General features: G+C 60.1%; 36 protein-coding genes and 1 pseudogene. 14 read left to right on the top strand and 23 right to left on the bottom strand.

The features are described 5' to 3' along the window. Window positions 1-220: IS200/IS605 family transposase (gene tnpA, locus CAK78_RS17655; protein ID WP_141214111.1), on the top strand; the 220-nt coding region annotated here is incomplete at its 5' end. 155 nt (window positions 221-375) lie between these two features. On the opposite strand, the gene CAK78_RS17650 is transcribed toward tnpA, so the two are convergent. From CAK78_RS17650 to CAK78_RS17565, 18 genes are all read right to left on the bottom strand, one after another. Beyond that, window positions 376-591 carry a hypothetical protein gene (locus CAK78_RS17650; protein WP_141214205.1) on the bottom strand — a complete coding sequence of 72 codons (216 nt, stop codon included), beginning with the start codon at window positions 589-591 and terminating at the stop codon, window positions 376-378. Window positions 592-708: 117 nt separating this feature from the next. After that, window positions 709-1,032 (bottom strand): type II toxin-antitoxin system RelE/ParE family toxin, encoded by a 324-nt coding sequence (locus CAK78_RS17645; RefSeq protein WP_094698138.1) that lies wholly within the window; start codon window positions 1,030-1,032, stop codon window positions 709-711. Continuing rightward, a complete protein-coding gene (locus tag CAK78_RS17640) occupies window positions 1,007-1,237 on the bottom strand; it encodes a TA system antitoxin ParD family protein (protein ID WP_005308760.1) in 231 nt (76 codons plus the stop codon). The genes CAK78_RS17645 and CAK78_RS17640 overlap by 26 nt, the downstream gene beginning before the upstream one ends. A gap of 133 nt (window positions 1,238-1,370) precedes the next feature. Next, window positions 1,371-1,706 carry a hypothetical protein gene (locus tag CAK78_RS17635; RefSeq protein ID WP_094698137.1) on the bottom strand — a complete coding sequence of 112 codons (336 nt, stop codon included), beginning with the start codon at window positions 1,704-1,706 and terminating at the stop codon, window positions 1,371-1,373. Between the two features lie 101 nt (window positions 1,707-1,807). Beyond that, window positions 1,808-2,149: a hypothetical protein gene (locus CAK78_RS17630; protein ID WP_094698136.1), complete on the bottom strand. Its 342-nt coding sequence runs from the start codon at window positions 2,147-2,149 to the stop codon at window positions 1,808-1,810. Next, complete coding sequence (locus tag CAK78_RS17625) at window positions 2,146-2,496, bottom strand: hypothetical protein (RefSeq protein ID WP_094698135.1); 351 nt, start codon at window positions 2,494-2,496, stop codon at window positions 2,146-2,148. The genes CAK78_RS17630 and CAK78_RS17625 overlap by 4 nt, the downstream gene beginning before the upstream one ends. A 1-nt stretch (window position 2,497) precedes the next feature. Further along, window positions 2,498-2,710 carry a hypothetical protein gene (locus CAK78_RS17620; RefSeq protein WP_005308768.1) on the bottom strand — a complete coding sequence of 71 codons (213 nt, stop codon included), beginning with the start codon at window positions 2,708-2,710 and terminating at the stop codon, window positions 2,498-2,500. A gap of 14 nt (window positions 2,711-2,724) precedes the next feature. Further along, window positions 2,725-5,109: a replication endonuclease gene (locus CAK78_RS17615; protein WP_094698134.1), complete on the bottom strand. Its 2,385-nt coding sequence runs from the start codon at window positions 5,107-5,109 to the stop codon at window positions 2,725-2,727. After that, window positions 5,106-5,342, bottom strand: coding sequence for a hypothetical protein (locus CAK78_RS17610; RefSeq protein ID WP_085044568.1), 237 nt, complete (start codon window positions 5,340-5,342; stop codon window positions 5,106-5,108). Before CAK78_RS17610 ends, CAK78_RS17615 begins: the two co-directional genes overlap by 4 nt. Beyond that, a complete protein-coding gene (locus tag CAK78_RS17605; protein WP_094698141.1) occupies window positions 5,339-5,674 on the bottom strand; it encodes a hypothetical protein in 336 nt (111 codons plus the stop codon). Before CAK78_RS17605 ends, CAK78_RS17610 begins: the two co-directional genes overlap by 4 nt. A 101-nt stretch (window positions 5,675-5,775) precedes the next feature. After that, on the bottom strand, window positions 5,776-5,997 hold the full coding sequence (locus CAK78_RS17600; RefSeq protein ID WP_094698133.1) for a hypothetical protein: 222 nt from the start codon (window positions 5,995-5,997) through the stop codon (window positions 5,776-5,778). Beyond that, window positions 5,994-6,302 carry a hypothetical protein gene (locus tag CAK78_RS17595; RefSeq protein WP_094698132.1) on the bottom strand — a complete coding sequence of 103 codons (309 nt, stop codon included), beginning with the start codon at window positions 6,300-6,302 and terminating at the stop codon, window positions 5,994-5,996. The genes CAK78_RS17600 and CAK78_RS17595 overlap by 4 nt, the downstream gene beginning before the upstream one ends. After that, window positions 6,299-6,598: a hypothetical protein gene (locus tag CAK78_RS17590; protein WP_094698131.1), complete on the bottom strand. Its 300-nt coding sequence runs from the start codon at window positions 6,596-6,598 to the stop codon at window positions 6,299-6,301. The genes CAK78_RS17595 and CAK78_RS17590 overlap by 4 nt, the downstream gene beginning before the upstream one ends. 65 nt (window positions 6,599-6,663) lie before the next feature. Beyond that, complete coding sequence (locus CAK78_RS17585) at window positions 6,664-7,107, bottom strand: hypothetical protein (protein WP_094698130.1); 444 nt, start codon at window positions 7,105-7,107, stop codon at window positions 6,664-6,666. Between the two features lie 15 nt (window positions 7,108-7,122). Beyond that, window positions 7,123-7,341: a hypothetical protein gene (locus CAK78_RS17580; RefSeq protein ID WP_094698129.1), complete on the bottom strand. Its 219-nt coding sequence runs from the start codon at window positions 7,339-7,341 to the stop codon at window positions 7,123-7,125. Beyond that, a complete protein-coding gene (locus CAK78_RS17575) occupies window positions 7,338-7,595 on the bottom strand; it encodes an ogr/Delta-like zinc finger family protein (protein WP_094698128.1) in 258 nt (85 codons plus the stop codon). The genes CAK78_RS17580 and CAK78_RS17575 overlap by 4 nt, the downstream gene beginning before the upstream one ends. A 12-nt stretch (window positions 7,596-7,607) precedes the next feature. After that, window positions 7,608-8,123, bottom strand: a complete 516-nt coding sequence (locus CAK78_RS17570) for a phage regulatory CII family protein (protein WP_094698127.1) — start codon at window positions 8,121-8,123, stop codon at window positions 7,608-7,610. A 33-nt stretch (window positions 8,124-8,156) separates the two neighbouring features. Then, a complete protein-coding gene (locus tag CAK78_RS17565; protein ID WP_141214204.1) occupies window positions 8,157-8,570 on the bottom strand; it encodes a hypothetical protein in 414 nt (137 codons plus the stop codon). Between the two features lie 154 nt (window positions 8,571-8,724). Here CAK78_RS17565 and CAK78_RS23195 point away from each other — a divergent pair, with 154 nt between their 5' ends. The 10 genes and pseudogenes from CAK78_RS23195 to CAK78_RS17520 all read left to right on the top strand — a co-directional run bounded on the left by CAK78_RS23195 (window position 8,725) and on the right by CAK78_RS17520 (window position 17,493). Then, complete coding sequence (locus CAK78_RS23195) at window positions 8,725-9,480, top strand: S24 family peptidase (RefSeq protein ID WP_254924817.1); 756 nt, start codon at window positions 8,725-8,727, stop codon at window positions 9,478-9,480. 18 nt (window positions 9,481-9,498) lie between these two features. Continuing rightward, window positions 9,499-10,125 carry a BRCT domain-containing protein gene (locus CAK78_RS17555; protein WP_094698125.1) on the top strand — a complete coding sequence of 209 codons (627 nt, stop codon included), beginning with the start codon at window positions 9,499-9,501 and terminating at the stop codon, window positions 10,123-10,125. Window positions 10,126-10,149: 24 nt separating this feature from the next. Continuing rightward, window positions 10,150-10,623, top strand: a complete 474-nt coding sequence (locus tag CAK78_RS22720; protein WP_141214203.1) for a hypothetical protein — start codon at window positions 10,150-10,152, stop codon at window positions 10,621-10,623. Further along, window positions 10,623-11,669, top strand: a complete 1,047-nt coding sequence (locus tag CAK78_RS17550; protein WP_094698124.1) for a phage integrase — start codon at window positions 10,623-10,625, stop codon at window positions 11,667-11,669. Before CAK78_RS22720 ends, CAK78_RS17550 begins: the two co-directional genes overlap by 1 nt. Window positions 11,670-11,778: 109 nt before the next feature. Then, window positions 11,779-12,246 carry a xanthine phosphoribosyltransferase gene (gpt, locus tag CAK78_RS17545; protein WP_005297888.1) on the top strand — a complete coding sequence of 156 codons (468 nt, stop codon included), beginning with the start codon at window positions 11,779-11,781 and terminating at the stop codon, window positions 12,244-12,246. Window positions 12,247-12,366: 120 nt separating this feature from the next. Next, entirely contained in the window at window positions 12,367-13,635 is a 1,269-nt protein-coding gene (frsA, locus tag CAK78_RS17540; RefSeq protein WP_094698123.1) for an esterase FrsA, read from the top strand. 62 nt (window positions 13,636-13,697) lie between these two features. After that, entirely contained in the window at window positions 13,698-14,090 is a 393-nt protein-coding gene (crl, locus tag CAK78_RS17535) for a sigma factor-binding protein Crl (RefSeq protein ID WP_017781464.1), read from the top strand. A 161-nt stretch (window positions 14,091-14,251) separates the two neighbouring features. Next, the gene (proB, locus tag CAK78_RS17530; protein WP_005297894.1) at window positions 14,252-15,355 is read left to right on the top strand and encodes a glutamate 5-kinase; all 1,104 of its coding nucleotides are present in this window, start codon (window positions 14,252-14,254) and stop codon (window positions 15,353-15,355) included. Between the two features lie 82 nt (window positions 15,356-15,437). After that, window positions 15,438-16,703 (top strand): annotated as a pseudogene (locus tag CAK78_RS17525) (glutamate-5-semialdehyde dehydrogenase); the annotation flags it as partial. 154 nt (window positions 16,704-16,857) lie between these two features. Then, entirely contained in the window at window positions 16,858-17,493 is a 636-nt protein-coding gene (locus CAK78_RS17520; RefSeq protein ID WP_005297899.1) for a murein L,D-transpeptidase catalytic domain family protein, read from the top strand. Window positions 17,494-17,555: 62 nt separating this feature from the next. Here CAK78_RS17520 and CAK78_RS17515 read toward each other — a convergent pair whose 3' ends face one another. Beyond that, window positions 17,556-17,987, bottom strand: a complete 432-nt coding sequence (locus tag CAK78_RS17515; protein ID WP_005297901.1) for a universal stress protein — start codon at window positions 17,985-17,987, stop codon at window positions 17,556-17,558. 210 nt (window positions 17,988-18,197) lie between these two features. On the opposite strand from CAK78_RS17515, the gene CAK78_RS17510 reads away from it, so the two are divergent. Further along, window positions 18,198-18,941 (top strand): hypothetical protein, encoded by a 744-nt coding sequence (locus tag CAK78_RS17510; RefSeq protein WP_094698121.1) that lies wholly within the window; start codon window positions 18,198-18,200, stop codon window positions 18,939-18,941. Between the two features lie 52 nt (window positions 18,942-18,993). Here the strand turns inward: CAK78_RS17510 and CAK78_RS17505 are convergent, their stop codons facing one another. The 3 genes from CAK78_RS17505 to CAK78_RS17495 are packed head-to-tail and all read right to left on the bottom strand — an operon-like array spanning window position 18,994 to window position 19,697. Continuing rightward, the gene (locus tag CAK78_RS17505; protein WP_094698120.1) at window positions 18,994-19,107 is read right to left on the bottom strand and encodes an RNA methyltransferase; all 114 of its coding nucleotides are present in this window, start codon (window positions 19,105-19,107) and stop codon (window positions 18,994-18,996) included. Next, complete coding sequence (locus tag CAK78_RS17500) at window positions 19,097-19,195, bottom strand: RNA methyltransferase (RefSeq protein ID WP_094698119.1); 99 nt, start codon at window positions 19,193-19,195, stop codon at window positions 19,097-19,099. Before CAK78_RS17500 ends, CAK78_RS17505 begins: the two co-directional genes overlap by 11 nt. A 7-nt stretch (window positions 19,196-19,202) precedes the next feature. Next, window positions 19,203-19,697, bottom strand: a complete 495-nt coding sequence (locus CAK78_RS17495; RefSeq protein WP_094698118.1) for an RNA methyltransferase — start codon at window positions 19,695-19,697, stop codon at window positions 19,203-19,205. 197 nt (window positions 19,698-19,894) lie between these two features. Here CAK78_RS17495 and CAK78_RS17490 point away from each other — a divergent pair, with 197 nt between their 5' ends. Continuing rightward, on the top strand, window positions 19,895-20,986 hold the full coding sequence (locus CAK78_RS17490) for a PfkB family carbohydrate kinase (RefSeq protein WP_094698117.1): 1,092 nt from the start codon (window positions 19,895-19,897) through the stop codon (window positions 20,984-20,986). Further along, on the top strand, window positions 20,980-21,888 hold the full coding sequence (locus tag CAK78_RS17485; protein WP_005297912.1) for a pseudouridine-5'-phosphate glycosidase: 909 nt from the start codon (window positions 20,980-20,982) through the stop codon (window positions 21,886-21,888). Before CAK78_RS17490 ends, CAK78_RS17485 begins: the two co-directional genes overlap by 7 nt. Window positions 21,889-22,043: 155 nt before the next feature. Here CAK78_RS17485 and CAK78_RS17480 read toward each other — a convergent pair whose 3' ends face one another. Further along, on the bottom strand, window positions 22,044-22,769 hold the full coding sequence (locus CAK78_RS17480) for a carbonic anhydrase (protein ID WP_094698116.1): 726 nt from the start codon (window positions 22,767-22,769) through the stop codon (window positions 22,044-22,046). Between the last annotated feature and the right edge of the window lie 288 nt (window positions 22,770-23,057).

Here is a 23,057-nt window from a genome sequence, read left to right as displayed (position 1 = left end):
CCTGCTGGTGAACTATCCGCCGAAAGTCGCCGTGTCGGCGCTGGTGAACAGCCTGAAAGGCGTCTCCAGCCGCATGATCCGCAAGAAGAACTACCCGAGCATCCGCAAGAAACTGTGGGGCGGTGCGCTGTGGTCGCCGTCCTACTTCGCTGGAAGCTGTGGCGGTGCGCCTATCGAGATCATCCGCCAGTACATTGAGCAGCAGCAGACGCCACACTGACCGCCGCAAAGGACGCCTACGGCGTCCGCGCTATCCTTCCCCGGCCTGAAGGCCGAGGCTTGCCGCGCACTCGGTCAGCAGACCGAGAGTCCAAGATAATCGGTGTTCCCGCAGGAACCCCTTGCCCAATTCACCGCAATACTAGGGGGTTAGTCTTACTTTACTTTTTTATCCAGCGTATCTGCGTACTGGCGCAGTGCGTTGGCAATGGTGGCCTTGTCGCCGTAGACAATATCTTTGCTCTCATGCACTTCATGCAACAAAAACATGGCGCCTTTGTGAGCCCTCTCCAATGCATCCTTGCCTGAGCTGGAACTGGAACGGATCTCGGCAGCAACTGCACGCAGCATTTCGTAAGTGTCTAAACTCATTGGTGTAAATCTCCAAGTGTATACGCTTGATTAACATGAAAAATCAATGGCAGCATAGCAGGAGACCCGAGTGAGATCACTGGAAAAAGAAATGGGCCCGAGAGGGCCCATTCAGGGTCAGCCGATCAGTTTCAAATCGGCCTTGCGACGCTCTTTGAGGGCGTCATAGAAGTTCTCATGGGGGCCGACGCTCAGCAGGTAGAGCTGCAGTTCTGCGTCTTTCCAGGCGTAGCCCAGCAGCACCAGCTGCCCCTTGAGCTTGAACTTGTGCACCCGCAGGTAGGACAAGTCCCCCTTCTTCTGTTCGCCGATCTCGGGGTCATCAATGACCCGGTCGATCTCGTCTTCCACTACTTTCAGGTCTTTCTCAGAGAGCTTTTTGATCTGCTTGGTGAACAGGTTCGACTCAAAAACCTCAATCTCGTTTTGTTCTTCTGACATAGCGGGTTACTTGCCCTTCTTTGACTTGCTCTGCGGCGAGCATCACGTCTTTGATAAAGCTGAAAGGCAGGTCCGGGTTGTCCTCGACCATACGGCCGATTTTGGACCAGTACTCAATCTGCTTCGGCAAAGAGCGATGTGCGGCAGACGCGTGGATCTTCACGTCGGCGATGAAGTCATCGTCTAAGCGTACTGTTTGTGCCATGTGGTTTGAACTCCTGCTCAATCTCCGGCTGTTTCTGGCGGATTCGTTGATATGCCCCAACATTGGTAGCCTATCTAGGATTGAATTGTAGCAACAAATTGTTGCTTGTAAACTCTATTTGTCTCACTTTGTCTTAGTACATACGCCCGATGTCTTTGCTTAAGCTGATGAGCTGGGCTCCTGCCATCAGAATGCAAAGCCAAGCGATGAAACCAATTGTGGTTTCAGGGAGCATGGCTTGAAGGATGGGCCATTGTGCAAACATACCTGGCGGCGTGGGCAGTGGCGCTCTGCCATCTGCGAGCGCCTGGATTTGGCTAGACACCCTGGCAAGCTGGCGATCCACTACCAGTGAACGGGCCCCCAGTGCCATCGCAAGCAGAGAGAGCCCCGTCAGTCCGGCACCCAGAAACCGCCATACCACAGGTTTCATCATCAGCGATAGCAGCAGATCTTTCAGACGTTCCATCTTGAGTACCCCTTTAAAAGCCTCGTTTGAAGAAGCTTACATCTGGTTGTCATAATTGGTCATCCGGCTCATTACTGTCTGTATCAGCCTTGTGTGACCGGTCACAATGCCAACGTTTTGTCCCCGCTGGTGCGCCAGCAGGCTGCCTCTCCCTTGAAGGCGCCAGCGCAACCGCCTGGGAGCGGGTTGCCGCAGTGCTGGCAGGCTTTGGCGGCCAGCTCCGCTTGTTGCTGCTGCCAGCGTTCCCAGTCACGGCGCAGCAGAGTGCTGAAGTACTCGTCGGCGCTGTAGGGTTCACCGGATCCGGCTCTGGCCCGGCGCAGGGTTTCCAGCTGCTCGCGCTCGCGGGTGGAGAGCGCCACCTCCACCCGCTTGATGCCAAGTGCAGCCTGGCGTTTGCGTTGGGCCTCCTTTCTGGCCTTCGCATCCTTCGGCTTTTTCATTGGCGTCCCCCTTTGGCATATGCACCCTGTCTCGCCCGGGTGTCCTTCCAGACCTGCTTTGCCGTCTGGCCAGCAGGTAGCACCCGCTTTGCCTTCTTGGGTGGGGTGATGGTGTCCAGCTCGCCCTGGTAGAACGGGAACCAGGTATCCTCGAACTGGATGACCCGCTCCATGCGGTCGAGCAGCAGATCGCAGATATGACGGTCAGCGGCCGGCATGCTATCGAGCGTGCTGGTGATGGCGGCACGACCCGCCGATCCCGGCGGGTGCTGCTTGATGGTTGGCCAAAGCTGCTGGCAGAGCGGCAGCAGGCGCTCAAGGTCGGGGCGGGGGATGATGTCTTGCACGTTATTCCCCCTCTGCATAAGGCGACCATGTTTCTCTTGGTTCCTCTGGCTTTGGAAATTCGTATTCGTCTGGATTGAAGGTGGGGTTAAGCCATTCGCGGGCCCCAGGGTTGGCCTTGTCGTAGTGGCAGCCTTCGGCAATCCACAGCTTTTTTCCTGTGGTTTTGCACACAATGGTGCCTGTCCAGAGCATGTAGGCTGGCTTCTTCTTCATACAAACCTCCTTAGTTAAAGGCCCCTGCGCTGACGGGCCGCTGCGATTTCTGCTTCATGGCGCTTGTTGTCTGCTTTCAGCCAGTTGACGCGGGCCTGCTCCTGTTCGGTGGGTTGGTAACTGGCCCGGTCCTCTTCGTCATCCAGCAGGCGGGTGAAGATGGCGATCGCCTCTTCGGCCTTGGCCAGCGGCAGGGCTGCCAGCCACTCGGTCACGCTGCCGCCGGAGTGCACCAGCTCGCGGGCCTGCTGTTTCAGCTGTTCGCTGCTGGCGGCCCGCTTGCTGGCCTGTTCTGCCTCGACCTCGGCGGTCAGCTGATTGGCGACCGCATCGCCAGCACCAGGCCAGTGACGGGTCACAATCAGCCGATCGCTGACCAGGCGCACGTACTGGCCACCGGCATTGATGATGCTGCCGTGTTGCAGCAGGGCGGCGTTGCCTGTATCAAGACCCATTCGGCTCAACTCTTTAGCCAGAGTGGATCCTTTAACCCCTGATTTGGATCCTTCCGTACAGTTATTGAAAGAACTCCAAGGGGCGCAGCTGCCGCTGCTCAAAGGCAACTCGCTGCGCTCGCCCACTGCATGCTCGCGCTGCTCGCCCAAACCCTGCACCGCTGCCCCCTTGCGCACTATCTGCCAGCCTTCTGTGCGGGTGGTGGCGGTGGTCTGACCCACGTCAGAGATCACCCCCAGCAGCTTGATCACGTCCTCGCCGTATTTGTTGGCGGCTTCGTCCATGCGTTTGGATAGGCGGATCAGGTGCTCTTTGCGAGGGGCATCAATGCCGCCCATGGCATTGATAAAGTCTCCCCAGCGGGCGTTTCGTGCCGCGTGGCGGGCAGCTTCCAGCACACAGTCCCATTCGATCACGTCGTCACCCAAGCGGCGCAGCTCGCGCCACACGCCCACAGCCGGGCCGCCGATCTGTTGAAACTGGTGAATGCGCCAGCAGCTGGCCCAGGCAGCCACGGCGATGGTGGTGTGGTCTACGGGGGCCTCGGCCTCGTAATCCATCCCCACCTTGTGGCCGTCGATGTTTTTGGCGATGTATTTGGCGATATAGCCGGTGGCGCTGCCCTTGGTTGGGTCTATCTCTTTCCAGTTCACCCTGGGGTTGATGGCTTTGACCACAGTCTTGTCATTCACATCGAGCAGCCATTTGATGCGGGGCCACTTATTACGGATGCGCGACTGAGCCAGTTGGTCGAGCATGTTGCCGTTCGGCATGTTCAGTTCGGCCCGCTCGGCGGCAGTGAAGTGAAAAGCCAGCAGGGTCAGAAAGTCGTGCTTGTGCTCCGGGTTGATGAACAGCAGGCAGTGCCAGTGCGGGGTGCCGTCGTGGTGCGGCTCCACCACCCGAAAGCCGAAGGCCATGATCCCTTGCCGTGCCAGCGCGGCACGAAAGCGGGAAAACTGTTTGCACAGCAGGCGGTTTGTCTCGGTCGGGGTCGCGTTGTTGAAGTCTTCGTTCTGGTAAGTCTTGTTCTTGTCTTGTTTGCCCACCCGCCAGGCGTGATAGCTGGATGGGGCGGTCAGGGTCAGGAACAGGCCCAGCTTGCCCTGTTCCTGTGCCATATCCTCAAAGCCGCGCATCCGCACCATCAGCTCATGACGGCGGATCTCGGGGTTGGCCACGGATGCCATGATGGCGTCAGTCAGATCGATTTCTTGCCCCAGCTCCTCGTTGACGGCGCTCATGCTCTCCATCCAAGCCCGCTGGGCCGCCTTGCGCTGGGTGAACTCGCGCACTGCGTGGGCGCTGGCGTAGGGGCTGACCCCCTTGCGCACCTGGCCGGTGAGGATGGCGATCAGCTCGCAATAGATGGCCCAGGCGCGATTAATCTTGCGCAGCCACCAGGACTCATCGAGCAGGCGAACCAGCAGGCTGGCGGCATCGCCCTCGAACTTGTCTACGGCAGGGGCCAGATTGGCCCGCTCTGCGTCGGTCAGCGGCCTTTCCAGCAGGCGTTCGGCGCGGGTGCGGGGGTGAACCGGCAAGGTGGGGCAGAAGTGCCATGCCTGTGCCTGAGAGCCAAGGTCAGCCAGCAGCTCGGTGGCGGTGCGCTCGTTGGCTCCGCTGTTCAGCAGTTGCTGGCAGCGGCGGGCCCACTCGGCGGCGACCAGCTCGCGGCGCATGTCGTTGCGCAGGTCGACCACCGGGATCGGGAAGCGGGCCGCCGCAGCTTCGCACACGTCAACGATGCGGCGCAGCCAGACATTGGCGGTTTTCGGGTTGGCGGGGTAGCGGTGCAGGTAGGTCTTGGCCAGCGGCTTGGCAACGTGCCACTCGACGCGGGCCAGCTGCTCGGCAGCGCCTGCCATATTGATGGCATGGTGGCTGACCAGGTAGTGCTGGGGTAGCTGGATGCCCTGCAGGTTGTTGATGGGCTCCATCATGCTGCCACCTCTTTCGCTTCAAAGTGGCGGCCTTTCTTGCCGCAAGCCCAAGGGGCCCAGCTGGCGCGCTCGTTGTAGGTGGTCTGGCACAGGGTAAGGCTGGCCGTGGTGATGCCGGTCGAATGATCCGTGTGGTGACGAACCCAGAGGCGGGTACACACTGACTCGCCACGCTGGTTTGTTGCTTGGTGCAGGCAGTTGGCGCAGGTCTTGGGTTGGTTCTGTTGTTTCACTTGCACACCCCGCATTTTTCAGCTGTGTATTCGTTCGGTTGCAGGTAGCGGCCGCACTGGGTGCAGGTCGGTACCATGTCGAGGGTGGCCAGCCGATCAGACCAGCAGGTGGTTTCGCAGAAAAACAGGCTGGTCATGCGGTTGCCGGACAGGATGACCGGGCGCACATGGCTGAAATCGCCGCAGCAGCTGCACAACATCGAGGGGCGGGCAGCAGGGGCGGCCTTCACCACGGTTTCACTGGCGGCGCGGGCCAGCGGCCAGCAGCGTTCGACACAATAGGGGTAGGATCGGCGACCGTGGCGGCCTGCCACCGGCATGCAAACGGCCATCTGATGGCACTTGGTGCAGGGTTCCAGGGTGACGGGATTGGGGTTTGCAGGGCGCACGACGCCCAAAGCCGGGGCATGCCCGGCTGTTTTTTGATGGGTCATTAGATGGCGCCTCCGGTATAGAGGGACTGGATTTTGCGTGAAGCCACGCGGGCGGCAGTGCGGGCTTGGCGGCACAAGGTCAGATGGGTTCTGGCCGGAGTGCGCTGGCCATGGGGGCCATCTTTGCGCAGGTCCAGCAGGTCGAGTTGCAGACCGTGCAGGCTGGCCTCGGCGGACAGCATTTTGGTGACCCACTGGTCGATGACGGATTGGTTGCTCATTTGATGGTTTCCCCCAGTCCGTGGAGTGGTTCGCAGTCTGCCCACCACTCGGCGATCTCGTTAGCCAGGGCCAGCTCGGCACTGCCGACGGCCAGCCAGTACACGGCGCGAATGGAGCCCAGAGCCAGCAGCTCGTCTACCTCAGTGCGCGGGCATTCGCTTGTTCTTTCGAACTCCGCCTTGGCAGCTTCCCAGTGCTTGGTCAGCTGGCTGACTGGTGCCGATGGTTGCATGTGGGCGGGGCCCGCCTCTGTGGTACCCAGCGCATCTTGCGGGGCTTCGAGTTCGAACAGGTCGTCAGTCACTGGGCACCCCCTTTCAACTCATGGGCAAAGGGCGGCTGGAATACAGCGGTGCTATCTGGGCCGCTGGCCATATCCACGCCGATGATGTGGGGCCGTTGGCCACCGCGCAGGATTTCGAGGCGTTTGGTCAGCTCGGCGTAGATGTCGAGCAGGCTCAGTTCGTCGGCCAGTTCGGCCAGGGCTTCAAGGCTGGATTCGACCGCCACGCTGTGGCATGCCCCCAGCTGGGGGCGGTGGGTGTTTATCAGGCTGTTCGCAACTTTGCGGATCGCCTGTTCTGCTGTACTATTGTTCATGCAATACCTCTCATGTATTGAATTGAAACCCCGCTGGTGTTGGCGCACCGTTAACGCGGGGTTTTTTATTGGCCGTTTCCGGCCACCTTCTTCATCACCGCTCTGCGGCTTTCCAAAATGCTGGCCTGCTCGTTGAGCTCGGCCCGGCGCTTGTCTTCGTGTTCTGCCTGTTCCAGCTCGCTACGGCTTGGCCCTTCAATGCGGCGGGTGGTGCGGTGCCATTCGCGGCGGTGCAGCACTGACCCGTCGAATTCCCGCAGAGTGCCCAGCAGCTCGCCCAGTGCGAGGCGAATCGCCTCTTGCTGTTCAAAGTCGAACTGGTCCAGCTCCTGCCCGGCGGCGGTGGTTGATATACCGGCCGCATAACAGATGACCGAACGGGCTCTGGTTGGCAGGCGTGACCAGCGGCTGGCCGCCCCATTGCGGCCAAACAGGCCGCGCATCTCTGCCAGCGCTTTGTCTTTGGCGCTGGGCTGTTGAACGAGCTCGAAAACCTTGGCGGTGTTCATGGGGTGGCCCTCCGGTTATGCCTGCAGCAGCCTGACCAGCCAGTGGCAGCGCGGCTGGCATGCTGGCTTGAAGCGCAGCGCACCACGGCGGCCGCGCTGGTCTTCCAGATAGCTGCCATCAGTGCGGGTGGTGTTGCGCATCACCGGTTCGTCGTTGTCAGTGACGACGGTAGCGCGGGTTAACAACAAAAACGGCAGCGGGATCAGGTCCGGCTGCTCGGCGCGAAGTTTCATGCTGGCTCCTTGAGCGGGATGCTCTTCGACATGGTTTTGTGGTTTTTGCCCACGCCCTTGCAGGTCGGCAGCACGATGGCCGGATTGGGCATGGCGGAGGGGCTGATGGTGCCGATGATTTCAAACGCGGCCTTAAAGGTGTGGCCGCAGTCGACATTGCTACAGGCATAAAAGGCATGACCTGTCAGCGGGCTCATCTTGGTGGATGAACGAGTGGTTGAATGGTAACCGCAGTGGGGGCAAATCAATCTCATGGTCTTGGTCTCCTATGCGCCGAGGGCTGCGCGGGCCATGTCGGCAGCACACGCAAGACCAGGGACGGCGTGAAAGCGGTCTTCGACTTCGGTTGCCAGCAGCACAAGGTGCTCGATGCCAGCCCAGATGCCGGTGACGACGGTGTTTCGGTTGTTCTTGGTGACGCGGTCACCGGCGAGAATGGTGGTGGCTTGGGCGGTGACGCCCAGGATCTGGGCGCTGGCGTTGAGCGCCTGCTGGGCGCGGGCCTCTGGCGCAACCTTGGCCGCCCCCGGCAGGCGAACGGCAGTCAGGCCGCAGTCAAACAGCAGGCCATCAAACAGGGTGTCGTCGCCGGTGGCGTGGTAGAGGGCGATCAAGTCTTGGGCGGTCAGGTTGTGCCGCTCACACGCCGGATTGAATTTGTTGTGAAGCACATGGCTGGTCATGCCGATGGCTTCTGCCAGCTGGCTGATGTTGTGCGCCTGTTTGAACAGATCGCAGGCTGCAGCAAAGTGGCTGTGTGAGTGAGTGCGCTGGTTTGACACTTTATCCCCCTGTGCTCAATCGCTACCGTTAGGTCAAGCAGCAGCGCGTTGGCGCGACTTGCTGGTCGAATCCTTGGCCACACGACGACGGGAGTTTTCATGAACGAACTTAAAGTAGTGCTCAGGCTCCTTGGTCATTTCGCGCCAGCGCTGCAGGTTGACCCACGGCTTATCACCAGGACGCAGCTTGGGAACGATGGGCAAGCGGCCATCGCTGATCATGTCTTGCGCGGTGCGCAGGGGCAGATCGAACTTGAGTTCGTCACGCAGCATGGTCAGGAAGGCATCGAGCGGGATGGCCGGCAGCATAGAAAGCGCCAGGCCTTGTTTGATGGTTTCCAGCTGGCGCAGCACTTCTGCCAGCGGGTCAACTTGCGGTTGAACGGCGTCACCTACCGGTGCAGCTTGCGCCCCTAAAGGCTGTTTTTCGGTGTCACGTTGCGTCATACTGCGCCCCTATGCGTGTCTTCTCGTAGGTAATTGAACTTCGACTCGCCTCTCACAGCTACAGTTCGAATGTTCGATCTAGAGTTCGAGAACATACGCCAGCGCGATACTGCGCAACCTGAAATTACAAATTTCTATCTAGGGTTCTAATGGCATGGAAATCTTGAACGGTACGACCTTTGATATGAAAGCCTTTGCGAAGAGGCTCCAAATTCTGGTCGGAAGAGAGAGCTACAGCTCTTTTGGCCGACGAGTAGGTGTCAGCGATGCGGTGATCCGTAAGTACCTTACCGGTGAAACAATGCCGTCCGTGGGCTTGGTATCCCAAATTTGTGGCCACGAGCCTAGGTTGTTTCTGTGGCTCTGCCTCGGTTTGGGTGAGCAGCCAGAGCAAGTGTCAGAGATCCCCGAAGTCCCCGTCTATGCTCGCGCAGGGCACAGTGATAATACCCACGGGTTTGAAGAGCCTATCGCTACCTACAACATCAAAATGCAGGACTACACCCTGGTCGACTGCTACCAGGTGTTCGCCTCGGCCGGGTTCGGGGCTACCGTCTCCGACGAGCTGAAAACCGACCCCATGGCGTTTCGCACGGACTGGCTCAAGAAAGAGGGGCTGGCACCGGAACGGCTTGCGGTTATCCGCGCCAAGGGCGACAGCATGGAGCCCACCATCAGCAATAACGACATCATCTTGGTGAATCTGTGCAACGGCGATGCCTTGCGCGATGGCCTCTATGTGCTGCGCATCGGCGACAGCCTGCTGGTGAAGAGGTTGCAATTTGACCCGTTCGGCGGGTTCAAGATCATTTCCGACAATCCTGGCTATGAAACCCAGGTGGTCACCAAGGATCAACGCCCCGACGTGCATATCGTCGGCCGCGTGGCGTGGGCTGGGAAAAAATTCTGATATAGCAGGAGGCTAACCGTGTTTGATCTGTATTCTGCCGAGTCAATTATCTATCAGGGCACTGAGTTGCCAGTATTCAACCTCCTCTACATGAGTAACAAAGGCGTTATTTCAGCCAAGAGGGTAGCGGCTTATCACACTGATCCAGATCGCCAACTGGTGTATGGCATGCAGATGACGATTGCGACCGATGATGATGGCGTTGCCATGTCATTTGAGCTACCTACTTTTGTCTCTTTGCGTACCGATAGAGTGCTGGACGTATTCGCGACTCAAGAGGAAGCGGCCGCAGCCTTCGAACAGGTCAGCAACCTGTATGCAGACCGGATTCAGCAAATCAAGTCTGACCCCAGTTATCGCGGCCCCAAGCTGGATAAGCCGATCGATGATTATTCGTTCAAGGTGTGTTTCACCGGATTCAGCAAGGCCGATAAAGCCGGGTTAACCGAACTGGCCGAAAGCGCAGGAATGAAGGTGGCCACCGGCGTATCTGCCTCGCTCGATTTTCTATGCTGTGGTGACAATGCTGGCTGGTCGAAGATGAAGAAAGCCAATGAGCTCGGGGTGCCATTGGTACGCGATGAGCAAATCAGGCTACTTGTTGAAACCGGTGAACTTCCTGAGTCTTATAGCGAGTCACGTTAACCTTGGCATTAAAGGATGCTGCATATGCAAACTCTCAAATGTTTTTTAATCTCGTTCTCAGTTGCTGTTTTTTTGTTTGGCTGCGATTCATCAGATAAAACACCAACGAATAAAATCGAAGTTATCGTCACTGCTCCAATTCTTGATGAACCTAGCATTCTTAATGCGTCCGGTCTTAATCCAGTCAGGAAGTATGAACTTGAAGATGGTCATGGTTTTTACATGCAAGAAAGTCCTGATGCATCAATAGAGTTCAGAACATCACCTGACCGTATCAATCTGTCTCTTAGAACATTTCCTGAATCTGAGTTCAAAGAAAAGAACGACATGGCAAAAAACATCGTCAGCAAGCTGGCGGCTGTGATCACCGGCACTGATGGAAAACTGATTGATGGCGCTTTATCTGGTGAAGTAAAGACCGGCAAAACGGTGATTAATGGCCTGCCAGTCAATGTGTCTGTGGCTGAAAACAGCCTGCTTGTAACCATAAATAAATAATGACCGTTCGCAAACTTGACGACGGCAAGCCGCGGCTCTGGCTTGCCGAAGTCTATCCCCAAGGCCGTGATGGCCCTCGCAAGCGCAAGCGGTTCGCCACCAAGGGCGAAGCGCAGGTCTGGGAGAAGTGGTTGCTTGAAGAGAGCAACAGCAACCCTTGGCTGACGACCAACAAGGTCGCGGAAGATAAGCGCCATCTGTCAGACGTCATTGAGCAGTGGTATCGCCTGCATGGGCAGACGTTGGCCGCAGCCACACAGGTTCATCGCAAACTTACCTTGATGACCGAGGCCATGGGGAACCCGCTGGCGGTGGAGTTCAGCAAGAACCATTTCGCGGCATATCGTGAAGGGCGCTTGAGTGGACAGATCATCTTCCCTGGTCGGTGCTGGGATAGAGCCGCGGGGGTGGTGACGATCAACAACGAGCAGCGTTTGCTCCACGCCGTCTTTGGCGAGCTGATCCGGCTGGAAGAGTGGCCATATCCCCATCCGCTGGTCGGGTTACGGCTGTTCAAGACACAAGAAAGTGAGATGTCTTATCTCACCAAGAGTGAAATCGACCTGTTACTCAAGTCGTGCGCCAACTCTCGCGTGCCGGAGCTGACCATGGTGGTAAAGCTCTGCCTATCGACCGGGGCCCGATGGTCAGAGGTTCAAGGGCTAACACGCGCCCAGGTGAGCAAATACCGGCTGACGTTCACCCAGACCAAGAGCAAGCGGAATCGGTCAGTCCCTATCTCGCCCGAGTTATATGAGCAGATCCCCAAGCAGGCGCGGGCCGATGGGAAATTGTTCCCGCCATGCTATGACGCATTTGAATATGCTGCTGAAAAATCAGGCGTTACCTTGCCAACGGGTCAACTTTCTCATGTGCTGAGGCATACGTTTGCCAGCCATTTCATGATGAATGGTGGTAACATCCTCGTCCTACAGCGCATCCTCGGTCACAGCTCCATTACGATGACCATGAGATACGCCCATTTTGCCCCCGAACACCTCGATGACGCAGTCAGACTTAACCCCCTGACTAACCCATTTTCATAGGTAAAAAATGGCGGCGAAATGGCGGCAGAGTTCCGTAAGCATTGCACTTTACCGCGCAGCGTTGCGCACTAACCCTTTGTTTTAACTGTAAGCTATTGAGTTATTTACTATGCCTAAAAAATTTTATGTGTCGTGGGACAACCTGCAACGTGAAGCGCGCCGTCTGGCCCGTCGTCAACTGCCTGTCAGCCAGTGGAAAGGGATCATCGCGGTCAGCCGTGGTGGCCTGGTTCCGGCGGCGCTGATGGCCCGTGAACTTGGCATCCGCAACGTCGAAACCCTCTGCATCTCCAGCTACGACCACAACAACCAGCGCGATCTGGTGGTGGTGAAGGCCGCCAGCACCGCGGGTGACGGCGAAGGCTGGCTGGTGGTGGAAGATCTGGTGGACACGGGCACCACTGCCAAGGTGATCCGCGAGCTCTACCCCAAGGCCAAATTCATCGCCATCTTCGCCAAGCCCATGGGCGAGCCGCTGCTGGATGATTTCGAAGTGGCCATCCCGCAGGACACCTGGATCGAACAGCCGTGGGACATGGCGCTGGAGTTCGCCACCCCCATCTGCGACGAAGAGTAAGCCGCAAAGCTGCTGCAAAGGGCCCCTGTATGGGGCCCTGTTTTTTTGTGGTGCAACTGGCTGCCCGGCGGCAAAAGTGGTTAAGATGGAGCCATTGCATGACAGAAATGAGTAACAGCTTTGGACTTGAACGACGACCTCAACCTGACCGAACAGCTCTTTACCCGGGTCAAGAAGGTGCTGGAGACCTCCGAAGTCTCCAACTCCAGCCCGGTGGAGGAGCAGGATCACAATGTGGACGAGAGCTTCATCGACGGTTCCATGTCAACGCGCTGGTATCGTCTGCTGCGCCGGCCGACCTGGGCCTGGCAGGGGGCGGATCCGGTCGAGGTGGAGCAGACTCTGGCCCGCATCGCCATGGGCGAGGGCGAGCGTACCCACGAGCGCTTCCTCGACACCATCAAGGGTTATGTGTCCGGCAACTGGGTCTATGAGTGGAGCCAGCTGGCCGGCCGCTACTTCAACCGGGGTCGCGAGCTGGTGGCGCAGGGCGAGCGGGGCGCAGCCCTGAAAAGCCTGCTCAAGGCGGTACGTTACTACTCCATTGCCAGTTATCCCCATCTGAAGAATGACGAGCTGGCGGATCAGGCCCAGTTGCTCGGCAACATGGCCTACCGCGAGGCGGGCCGCCTGTTCAAGGTGCCGCTCAAGGAGATCCAGGTACCATTTCGCGGCAAACACATTCAGGGCTACCTGCATTTGCCGACCACCGACAAGCCGGTACCCCTGGTCATTGTCAGCGGCGGCATCGACTCGTTGCAGGTCGACTTCCTCAACCTCTATCTCAAGTGCCTGGAGCCCAACGGCATCGGCATGCTGTCGCTGGACATGCCGGGCATCGGTTATGCCGAGCACTGGCCGCTGGTGCAGGACACCAGCCGGCTCCATCAGGCGGTCTTGAATCATCTCTCCGAGGTGGCCTGGGTCGATCACCAGCGCATCGCCATGGTGGGATTCCGTCTGGCGGGCAATGTGGCGGCGCGCCTCGCCTTCATCGAGCCGTTCAAGCTGCGGACCGTGGTCTGCATCGGCGCCGGCGTCAATCAGGTGTTTACCAATCATGAAATGTTCGCCCGCTGCCCCCGCATGATGCGGGACGGGCTGGCCAACCGCCTCGGCGCCGATGCGGCCGAGTGGGAGTCGCTGCGCACCAAGTGCCAGGTATTTTCACTCAAGACGCAAGGATTGCTGGGGACTCGCACATCTGTGCCGATATTGAGTATTGGACACAAGCGAGATTTCATTTGTCCCGAGCAGGATGTACGGGCATTGGCCTCCGCCAGCCGGAACGGCAAGGCGGTGGTGTTCGACAAACAACCCTTGCTGGAGGTGTACGACGAGGCGTTGAAAGAGATGGTCGACTGGCTCAAGAAGCACTTATGTACATGATATAGCGCTAAAATTTATCGTCATCATCAGGGTGACGTGGCTTGTTCAACAGGGAGGTTAACATGTCAGAAAGAGTGACCTACAAGCGACTGCTGAGGCAGTTTGCCGCGATTGGCCCCTATTTACGTGAGGACCTGTGTGAAGAGGGGCGTTACCGTTTCGACTGCCTTTCCGTCTGTGTCAGTGCCAAGCCGGCACCGGACAAACGGGAGTTCTGGGGCTGGTGGCTGGTGCTGGAGCAAGACGATCACAGCTTCAGCTACCACTATCAGGTCGGCTTCTACAATGCGGAGGGGGAGTGGCTCGACAAGCCGTTGCCCAAGAAGCATCAGGTGGAAGTCGAACGCACCCTCAACCACTTCTACAAGCTCATCAGCGACAAGCTGCACCAGCTTGGTTGCCAGCTCGCTCCCGCCGAGCAGGTCACCAACGAGCTGACCGTCACTGCCGCCTGATGACCCGCCGCCCCGCCAGCCACCCATCGGCTGGCGGGGCATTTCTTTGCCGCGCTGCCGGCCATCCCGATTTCCCGCCTGCCGGGCGGCGTTAATTGCCTTGCAGGGCAACAGGGCCGTGGGTATAAAGGGATTCCTTACATTTCAGCCTTTTTGCTCCCATGGAAAACAGAACCATAGTCGTCAAACTGGGCACCAGCGTGCTCACCGGGGGATCTTCCCAGCTCAATCGTGCCCACATGGTCGAGCTGGTCAGACAGTGTGCAGCCTTGCACCGTCACGGCCACAGGGTCGTGATGGTCACCTCGGGGGCCATCGCCGCCGGCCGTGAGCATCTGGGCCACCCTCCGTTGGCGCCAACCCTGCCCAACAAACAGATGCTGGCGGCGGTGGGCCAGACCCAGCTGATCCGGGTCTGGCAGGATCTGTTCAACCTCTATGGGCTGCACATCGGCCAGATGCTGCTGACCCGTGCCGATCTGGAGGACAGGGAGCGCTACCTCAATGCCCGCGACACCCTGCGCACCCTGCTGGATCACCGCATCATACCGGTCATCAACGAAAACGACGCCGTGGCCACCGCCGAGATCAAGGTGGGGGACAACGACAACCTCTCCGCTCGCGCCGCCATCCTGGCCGATGCGGATCTGCTGATCCTGCTCACCGACCAGAAGGGGCTGTTTACCGCCGATCCGCGCACCAATCCGGATGCCCAGCTCATCGAAGAGGTACAGACCATAGATGACACCCTGCGCAAGCTGGCGGGTGACAGCGTCAGCGGGCTCGGCACCGGCGGTATGGCCACCAAGCTGCAGGCGGCCGACGTGGCGCGCCGCGCCGGGGTCAACGTGGTGATCGCTACCGGCCAGATGCCGGAGGTGGTGGGGCGTCTCGCCAGGGGCGAGCGTATCGGCACCCTGTTCCCGGCGCTGGCCTCTCCGCTGGAAGGGCGCAAGAGCTGGATCCTGGCAGGGCCCCCCCCTCACGGCGAAGTGCAGGTGGATCAGGGGGCCGTGGCCGCCATGCAGGAGAAGGGCTCCAGCCTGCTGCCCAAGGGCATAGTGGCGGTGAAGGGGGATTTCGTGCGTGGCGACGTGGTGCGCATTCTCGATCCCAAGGGGGCCGAGCTGGCGCGCGGCATCTGCCGTTACAATCATCTGGAGCTGGATAAACTGCGCGGCGTCCATTCGGACAACATCGAACAGGTGCTGGGCTACGGCTACGGCGCCGTTGCGATCCACCGCGACGACATGGTGCTGCTGTGAGGCGTCAGCCGCTGCAGAGCATGGGCAGCGGCACACCACAGGATAAGAGAGGCGCCGCCATCAGGCGGCCCCGCAAGAACCAAAGGGAAGAGAGATGAGTCTGGAGAAAATGGGGCAGGCAGCCCGCGAAGCCGCCTATCAGCTGGCCACCGTCAGCACGGCGCAGAAGAACCGGGCGCTGGCCGCCATCGCCGACGAGCTGGAGGCACGCAGCCACCAGATCCTGGCCGCCAACGAGAAAGACATCGCCGCCGGGCGCGAGGCGGGCCTCTCCGAGGCCATGCTGGATCGGCTGCTGCTCAATCCGGCCCGACTGTCCGGTATCGTGGCGGACGTGCGCAAGGTGATCACTCTGGATGATCCGGTCGGCGCCGAAATGGATAGCCGGGTGCTGGAGAACGGCCTGCGTCTCTCCCGTCGCCGGGTGCCCATCGGGGTCATCGGCGTCATCTACGAGGCGCGCCCCAACGTTACCATCGACATCGCCAGCCTCTGCCTCAAGACCGGCAACGCCAGCATACTGCGCGGCGGCCGCGAGACCTTCCACTCCAACCTGGAGCTGGTGCGGGTGATCCAGCGCGCGCTGGCGGCCTCCGGCCTGCCCGAGGCGGCGGTGCAGTACATCGACAACCCGGACCGGGCCCTGGTGGGTGAGCTGCTGCGCCTCGACCGCTACGTGGACATGATCATCCCCCGCGGTGGCGCGGGTCTTCACAAGATGTGCAAGGAGAACAGCTCCATTCCGGTGATCATCGGCGGATTTGGCATCAGCCACATCTTCGTCGACGAGAGCGCCGATCTGGCCCGTGCCTTGCCCCTCATCGACAATGCCAAGGTGCAGCGCCCCTCCGCCTGCAACGCCCTCGACACCCTGCTGGTGCACGAGAAGGTGGCGCCGGTTCTGTTGCCGCAACTGGTTGGCTTAATGAACGAGCGCAAGGTGGCTCTGGTGGCCACGCCGGAGGCCATGCCGATGCTGGCGGGCGCCGACAGCCTGCGTGCCGCCGGCCCGGAAGACTTCGATACCGAGTGGCTCTCGCTGACCCTGGGGATCAAGCTGGTGGCGGACGTGAACGAGGCACTGGCCCATATGCGCGAGCACAATGCCGGTCACTCCGATGCCATCCTCACCAACGATCTGGCCAATGCCGAGCGTTTCGTCAACGGCGCCGGTTCGGCGGCTGTCTACGTCAACGCCTCCACCCGTTTCACCGATGGCGGCCAGTTTGGTCTCGGCGCCGAGGTGGCGGTATCGACCCAGATGCTGCACGCTCGTGGCCCCATGGGGCTGACCGAGCTCACCAGCTACAAATGGGTGGGATTGGCGGATTATCTGAGCCGCGCCTGAGCCCCCTTTTTGCCCTGTGTGAAAATGCCGACCCTGGTCGGCATTTTTTTGCTTTTTTCTTGCGCGCTATCAGGGGGTTGCATATAACTATCCAGCAGGGTGTGGCGATATTTTGCACACTTTGCTAGCAACAAAAACGGGAGCAGATTCAAGGATGAAGCAGACAGATTGGATAAAGCGCTGGGGAGCGCTGTGGCTGAGCGTGCCACTGTTGCTGGGGGCGCTCTGTTTCAGCAGCAGCAGCCACGCCAGCTGGGATCAGGATCTCTATCGCCAGCTGGGGCTGGCCGGCAAGCTCGACAAACAGGTGTTTCGCAAGGCCCTCAACAGTTACCAGAGCGTGCGCCACAAGCGCAAACCCATTCTCACCATCATCGACTACAGCAAACCCTCAACCCAGCGCCGCTTGTTCGTCATCGACGTGAAACGCCACAAGCTGCTCTATCACACCTGGGTCAGCCATGGCCGCAATTCGGGTGAGCGGGATGCTCGCCAGTTTTCCAACCAGTTCAACTCCATGAAGAGTTCGCTCGGGGTCTATCGCACCGCCGAAACCTATCAGGGCAAGCACGGCTATTCGCTGCGCCTCGACGGCCTGAGCCCGGGCCAGAACAGCAATGCCCGCAAGCGGGCCATCGTCGTGCACGGCGCCGACTATGCGAGCCCCCGTCATCTGCTCAAATATGACAAGCTGGGGCGCAGCTGGGGTTGCCCGGCGCTGCCCAAGGAGCAGTCCAGGGCCATCATCGACATCATCAAGGGGGGCAGCGTCATCTACGCCCACGGTTGAGGTTTGCCTTAGAGCCAAAAAAGAAGGCCAGCATATGCTGGCCTTCTTGTTTCGGGCGTGGATTACTTGCGCACCACCAGCACGGGGCAGGGGGCATGGCGCACCACGGACTCGGCCACGCTGCCCACCAGCAGGTGGCTGATGCCGGAGCGGCCGTGGCTGCCCATCACCACCAGATCGGCCTTCTCTTCTTTGGCCTGCACGACGATCTCGTCGGCGGCGCGGCCGAAGCGTACCTCGAAGGTGGCCGGAATGGGCAGGCTGGCGATCAGCTCCTTCATCTGGCTCTTGGCCTGACGCTCCATCTCGTGAGTGATCTCGATGGCGGTCATGTGCAGGATCTTGTAGCTGTCGAAGCCGTGCAGCTGGTCCACCACGTGAACAAGTTTGAGTTCGGCTTGATGGCTCTGGGCCATGAACACGGCATAGTCGAGCACGGCTTGCGACATCTGGGAAAAATCGACCGGGCAGAGCAGGGTTTTGATGGATGGCATATGAAGGCTCCCCTATGGTTGGGCCACTAATGAATCTCATTGTCAATAATACCCATTCGGGTGGCAATAACCCTCGACTCGCTCGCAAAACCGGTAAAAAGTGGTGCTTTGCCAACGGATCTTCATATCATGGGATATGGCCTGTGCACCCTTGCCAGATAGGCCGGCTCGATGGGTGACAGCGTTCGCCTCCGGAGAAATAGTCAAGACATGGTTCGTTTGCTGCTTTCATGGGTATTGCTGCTGCTCTGCTGGCCCGGTCGGGCCGATCCCCTCAATGTCTATTGCGATGACTGGCCGGGTTTTTGTCAGCGGGATGGGCGTGGCATCTATCTGGACATAGTGCGCGCCATCTACCAGCCCAACGGCTACGAGGTCATTCCCCGCATCGTGCCCTACAAGCGGGCGCTGGCGGTGATCGCCCAGCAGGGGGGAGATATGGCGATGGGGGTTTACCGGGATGAGGTGAGCGGCGTGCTGCAGCCTCGTTATCCCGCTTCGGCCGATGACCTGACGGTGCTGATGCTCAAGAAGTGGCAGCCCCAGTGGCTGGGCGAAGCGAGCCTCAAGGGGCAGGGGGTGGTATGGCTGCGAGGCTGGGCCTTTGACAAGTACATTCCGGTCTCCATGCGCTGGCACGAGATAGACAACCACGACATGGCGCTGCAACTGCTGGCCAAGGAGCGCTACCGTTACTACCTGACTGCCGGGGTGCTCTACTCGGAGGACTCCATTCCTGCCAACATGCATCGCACCTTCCTGCGCTGGATCCCGACCTACCCCATCTTTGCCGACACCGAGAAGGGTCGCACCCTGCAGCAGCTCTGGGATCAGGGCATGGTCAACCTGGTCAGGCACGGCACCCTGGCCGAAATCTACCGACGCTATCGGTTGCACGACTACTACCGCGGTTTTATCGAAGAGCAGGAGCAGCGGCTAGCCCCTGGCAACTAAGGCGCTTCGGGCGCAGTAAGGGCTATCTGTCTTGATCGCCTCTCTTTTGTCATCAGCGTCTTAGATGCTTGGCCAGTCTATCGTAGAGGATCACATTGACCGAGGCTGCCAGATTGATGCAGCCCTTGGGTATGGTCACGTAGATCACCTCTTGCTTACTTGGCACGCAGCTGCTTGGCCAGCCGGTCATAGAGGATCACATTGACCGAGGCCGCCAGATTGATGCAGCCCTTGGGTATGGTCACGTAGATCACCTCTTGCTTACTTGGCACGCAGCTGCTTGGCCAGTCGATCGTAGAGGATCACATTGACTGAGGCCGCCAGATTCATGCAACCCCGGGTCGGCACGTAGATCACCTCTTTCACTGCCTTGAAGCGGGCCGGTTCCAGGGTGCCGTCTTCCGGGCCGAAGATGTAGAAGGCGCGCTCGGGGTGGACATAGTCCGGCAGCGAGGTCGCCCCCTCGATGAGATCCACCAGCACCGGGGTGCAGCCGTCCGGCACCATGGCCATCAGATCGTCGACGCCGAGCAGGGGGATCTGCTCCACCATCTGCTTGGTGTCGGTGACGAAACGGCGCGCCAGTTCGAAGCGCGTCCCCGTGTAGTAGACCTCATCCGCCCCATAGCAGCCGGCGGCCCGCATCACTGCCCCCACGTTCTCCGGCGATTTGGGATTGACCAACCCGATGCAGCAGTACGCCGTCTCGTCGCTTCGTTTTACCTGCACTTCGTGGTGGTGGTCTGACTCTTTCATCCTGTTCTCCTCTGGTGGCGGCGCATTATAAGCCGCACTCGCCGTCAGGCGCAGGAAAAGTGACGCTCGATGGCCGAGCGTCGCTTGCTGCCATCCGTCGATTTTTTGTGCGCAAACCGACAGTTTTCATACGCGGCGATGGCGGGAAAACGTTTCTCAGCAATAATGGACAAACGTTTGCAACTGGATGTTTGTCTATGACTGGGCGTGAACAAGAGATCCTCGCCCTGCTGCGCCAGGATCCCATGATTGCCCAGCAGGATCTGGCGGACAGGCTCGGCATCAGCCGCTCGGCGCTGGCGAGCCACATCTCCAGCCTGATGCGCCAGGGCTATGTGCAGGGGCGCGGCTACGTGCTGCGGGAGGGCCCCTACGCCGTGGTGATCGGCGGTGCCAACATGGATATCTGCGGCTGCAGCCACGACAACTTGCGCATCGGTGACTCCAATCCGGGCCGGGTGCGTACCTCCGCCGGCGGGGTGGGGCGCAATATCGCCGAAAACCTGGCGAGGCTCGGTACCGATACCCGGCTGCTGACCGCGGTGGGCAACGATCAATACGGCCATCACCTGCTGGAGGTGAGCCAGCGTGCCGGTGTCGACGTGCGCCAGGTGCTGGTGCTGGACGGTCAGGCCACCTCATGTTACCTCAGCCTGCACGATGGCAGCGGCGAGATGAGCTGCGCCGTGAACGACATGGGGATCATCGACCAGCTCACGCCAGCCCGGCTCGCTCCCTTGAGCGGATTTCTCGGCGCGGCGCGGCTCTGGCTGCTCGACACCAACCTCGCCACCCACACCCTGGACTGGCTGTTCGAGCGCCAGGGGGAGCACACCATCTTCGTCGACACCGTCTCGGTGGCCAAGGTGGAGAAGATCCGCCCCTGGCTGCACCGCATCCACACTCTCAAGCCGAATCGCAGCGAGGCGGAGCAGCTGTGCGGCTTGCGCATCGCCGGGCCCGACACCTGGCCCATGGCGGCGGCCTGGTTCCACCGCGCCGGGGTGCAGCGGCTGTTCCTGAGCCTCGGCGATCAGGGGATCTTTTATAGCGACGGGGAGTGCCAGGGCCATCTGCCCGTGCTCGGCAGCCCGGTCGTCAACGTGACCGGCGGCGGCGATGCCTTCATGGCAGGGCTGGCCCACGCTTGGTTGCAGGAGCAGGACATCGCCGAGACCGCCCGGTTCGCCCTCGGCTGCGCCGCCCTCACCGTCAATTGTTCCGATACCGTCTTTTCCGGCCTATCCAAGGCCGCCGTTGAACGCATGCTGGAGGAGTACCCATGTTGAACGCTTACCTCGATATCCAACCGGTCGTCGCCGAAGCCCTTGCCGCCGGCAAGCCTGTGGTAGCCCTGGAGTCCACCATCATCTCCCACGGCATGCCCTATCCGCAGAACGTGGAGACGGCGCGCCAAGTGGAGCAGGTGGTGCGGGACAACGGCGCAGTGCCGGCCACCATCGCCATCATAGATGGCCGCCTCAAGGTGGGTCTGGATGAGGGGGCGCTGGAGGCGCTGGGCCGAGCCGGCCACGCCGCCACCAAGTGCAGCCGCCGCGACATTCCCTTCGTGCTGGCCAACAAGGGGCTGGGGGCCACCACGGTTGCCTCCACCATGATCATTGCCGCCATGGCCGGGATCCGGGTGTTCGCCACCGGCGGTATCGGCGGCGTGCATCGCGGCGCCCAGGAGACCTTCGACATCTCGGCTGACCTGCAGGAGTTTGCCCAGACCCCGGTGGCCGTGGTCTGCGCCGGTGCCAAGTCGATCCTCGACATCGGCCTGACCCTGGAATACCTGGAGACCCAGGGGGTGCCGGTGATCGGTTACCAGACCGAGGAGCTGCCCGCCTTCTACACCCGTGAGAGCGGCTTCAAGGTGGATTACCGCCTCGAGAGCCCGGCAGCCATCGCCGAGGCGCTGCGCCTCAAGTGGGAGCTGGGACTGGCCGGCGGCGCCGTGGTGGCCAACCCCATCCCGGCCCAGTTTGCCATGCCCAAGGCCGACATCGACGCCGCCATCGCCCAGGCACTGCGAGAGGCGGACGAGCAGGGGGTCAAGGGCAAGGCGTCCACCCCCTTCCTGCTGGCCCGGGTGTGCGAGCTGACCGGCGGCAACTCCCTGGCCGCCAATATCCAGCTGGTGTTGAACAACGCCGCGCTGGGAGCGCGCATCGCCGCCAGTCTGTAACAGGTAGTCAGGGACTCGCTGGCCGTTAATGTCCAGCTGGTGCTGAACAACGCCGCGCTGGGGACGCGCATCGCCGCCAGCCTGTAACGGCTCGTGGTGAATGAAAAAAGAGGGCCGACTGGCCCTCTTTTTTCATTGTCAGATAGGCTGCCCTATCACTGCAGCACCAGGCGCCCATTGAGGGGCTGCACGGGTCGGTTGTTGGGGTGGTGCATCACCGCCTTGAAGGCGTCGATCTGGGACTGGCTCACCTGCACCGGCTGCTTCATCACCAGCCAGCGTACCCCTTCCGAGCAGGGCGGGGTGGTCAGTGAGCCGCTGAAGCGGTAGTAGTCCCGTTTGGCGGGCAGCAGTGGCTTTGCCGAGACCGGCTCCTTGAGCTGGCGCTGCTCGCCCGCCTTGGCTGGCAAGGATTGCCAGACCTGGCTCAGGGCCCCATTGGCCTTGCCCGGCTCGAACATCACCGCCACCACCGCCAGCTCCCCCTTGTCATTGACGTGCACCAGGTGCCCCTCCAGGGGGTAGGATTTGCCCTCGATGAGGTTTTCGCTGGGAGCGTGGAAGTGGAACTGCTTGAGGGTGAAGTGCATGTCGTCGAGCTCCAGTGTGCTGCCCGGGGCATAGTCGACCTGCACCGTGTGACCGTTGTTGGTGACGCTGTGGCCCCCCGCCAGGTAGTGGAACTGCAGCGGGGCCAGTTCGGCCTTCACCAGACCCGAGAGGTTGACCGGCGACTGGTTGCGACCCGCGCACTGGCCAAATTCTGGGGTCAGGCTGGCCCATTTTGCAGGGCCGGCCTCGCCGCTGTATTCCCAGTGCGGGGTGGCGGCAAAAGCGGCGGGGCAGAGCAACAGGGTGGCGGCCAACAGGGACTCTTTCATCATGCATCCTTATCTTGATTGAAAAGCACAGCCATCCGTCTCCTGCATTGACGAGGAAATAACGGAAGGCATCATCTGAATTGCGGGATACAGAAGGTCAGACGCTATGTTTATTATTGGCTGGGTGAACGCCGACGATATTTATGATGTATTCAAGATAAATCTAAATGATGGGCGGTCACGCCTGCATATTGAATAATCGCTATATTCAATGACAGCAATCTAAGGAAGGTGCGAACAAGTGGATCGCACCTTCATCATGAGTAATATGCCCACATTTTAAAATTT

This window comes from Aeromonas sp. A35_P (genome assembly GCF_002259925.1).
GTDB classification, from domain to species: Bacteria; Pseudomonadota; Gammaproteobacteria; order Enterobacterales; family Aeromonadaceae; genus Aeromonas; species Aeromonas dhakensis.
Note: the sequence above shows the minus strand (reverse complement) of the source record. Positions and strands in the feature narration are given on the sequence as shown.

Bases quoted from the DNA above. Each gene is read 5' to 3' on its own strand.
- CAK78_RS17485 (WP_005297912.1), top strand. From the start codon at position 20,980: ATGTTGAACGCTTACCTCGATATCCAACCGGTCGTCGCCGAAGCCCTT.
- CAK78_RS17490 (WP_094698117.1), top strand. From the start codon at position 19,895: ATGACTGGGCGTGAACAAGAGATCCTCGCCCTGCTGCGCCAGGATCCC.
- CAK78_RS17645 (WP_094698138.1), bottom strand. From the start codon at position 1,032: ATGTCAGAAGAACAAAACGAGATTGAGGTTTTTGAGTCGAACCTGTTC.
- CAK78_RS23195 (WP_254924817.1), top strand. From the start codon at position 8,725: ATGGAAATCTTGAACGGTACGACCTTTGATATGAAAGCCTTTGCGAAG.
- CAK78_RS17635 (WP_094698137.1), bottom strand. From the start codon at position 1,706: ATGGAACGTCTGAAAGATCTGCTGCTATCGCTGATGATGAAACCTGTG.
- CAK78_RS17580 (WP_094698129.1), bottom strand. From the start codon at position 7,341: ATGAAACTTCGCGCCGAGCAGCCGGACCTGATCCCGCTGCCGTTTTTG.
- CAK78_RS17600 (WP_094698133.1), bottom strand. From the start codon at position 5,997: ATGAGCAACCAATCCGTCATCGACCAGTGGGTCACCAAAATGCTGTCC.
- CAK78_RS17495 (WP_094698118.1), bottom strand. From the start codon at position 19,697: ATGAAAGAGTCAGACCACCACCACGAAGTGCAGGTAAAACGAAGCGAC.
- CAK78_RS17650 (WP_141214205.1), bottom strand. From the start codon at position 591: ATGAGTTTAGACACTTACGAAATGCTGCGTGCAGTTGCTGCCGAGATC.
- CAK78_RS17620 (WP_005308768.1), bottom strand. From the start codon at position 2,710: ATGAAGAAGAAGCCAGCCTACATGCTCTGGACAGGCACCATTGTGTGC.
- CAK78_RS17515 (WP_005297901.1), bottom strand. From the start codon at position 17,987: ATGCCATCCATCAAAACCCTGCTCTGCCCGGTCGATTTTTCCCAGATG.
- CAK78_RS17575 (WP_094698128.1), bottom strand. From the start codon at position 7,595: ATGAGATTGATTTGCCCCCACTGCGGTTACCATTCAACCACTCGTTCA.
- crl (WP_017781464.1), top strand. From the start codon at position 13,698: ATGTCAGAAAGAGTGACCTACAAGCGACTGCTGAGGCAGTTTGCCGCG.
- CAK78_RS17640 (WP_005308760.1), bottom strand. From the start codon at position 1,237: ATGGCACAAACAGTACGCTTAGACGATGACTTCATCGCCGACGTGAAG.
- CAK78_RS17550 (WP_094698124.1), top strand. From the start codon at position 10,623: ATGACCGTTCGCAAACTTGACGACGGCAAGCCGCGGCTCTGGCTTGCC.
- CAK78_RS17520 (WP_005297899.1), top strand. From the start codon at position 16,858: ATGAAGCAGACAGATTGGATAAAGCGCTGGGGAGCGCTGTGGCTGAGC.
- CAK78_RS17630 (WP_094698136.1), bottom strand. From the start codon at position 2,149: ATGAAAAAGCCGAAGGATGCGAAGGCCAGAAAGGAGGCCCAACGCAAA.
- CAK78_RS17510 (WP_094698121.1), top strand. From the start codon at position 18,198: ATGGTTCGTTTGCTGCTTTCATGGGTATTGCTGCTGCTCTGCTGGCCC.
- CAK78_RS17605 (WP_094698141.1), bottom strand. From the start codon at position 5,674: ATGGCCGTTTGCATGCCGGTGGCAGGCCGCCACGGTCGCCGATCCTAC.
- CAK78_RS17585 (WP_094698130.1), bottom strand. From the start codon at position 7,107: ATGAACACCGCCAAGGTTTTCGAGCTCGTTCAACAGCCCAGCGCCAAA.
- CAK78_RS17565 (WP_141214204.1), bottom strand. From the start codon at position 8,570: ATGACGCAACGTGACACCGAAAAACAGCCTTTAGGGGCGCAAGCTGCA.
- proB (WP_005297894.1), top strand. From the start codon at position 14,252: ATGGAAAACAGAACCATAGTCGTCAAACTGGGCACCAGCGTGCTCACC.
- gpt (WP_005297888.1), top strand. From the start codon at position 11,779: ATGCCTAAAAAATTTTATGTGTCGTGGGACAACCTGCAACGTGAAGCG.
- CAK78_RS22720 (WP_141214203.1), top strand. From the start codon at position 10,150: ATGCAAACTCTCAAATGTTTTTTAATCTCGTTCTCAGTTGCTGTTTTT.
- CAK78_RS17615 (WP_094698134.1), bottom strand. From the start codon at position 5,109: ATGATGGAGCCCATCAACAACCTGCAGGGCATCCAGCTACCCCAGCAC.
- CAK78_RS17480 (WP_094698116.1), bottom strand. From the start codon at position 22,769: ATGAAAGAGTCCCTGTTGGCCGCCACCCTGTTGCTCTGCCCCGCCGCT.
- CAK78_RS17590 (WP_094698131.1), bottom strand. From the start codon at position 6,598: ATGAACAATAGTACAGCAGAACAGGCGATCCGCAAAGTTGCGAACAGC.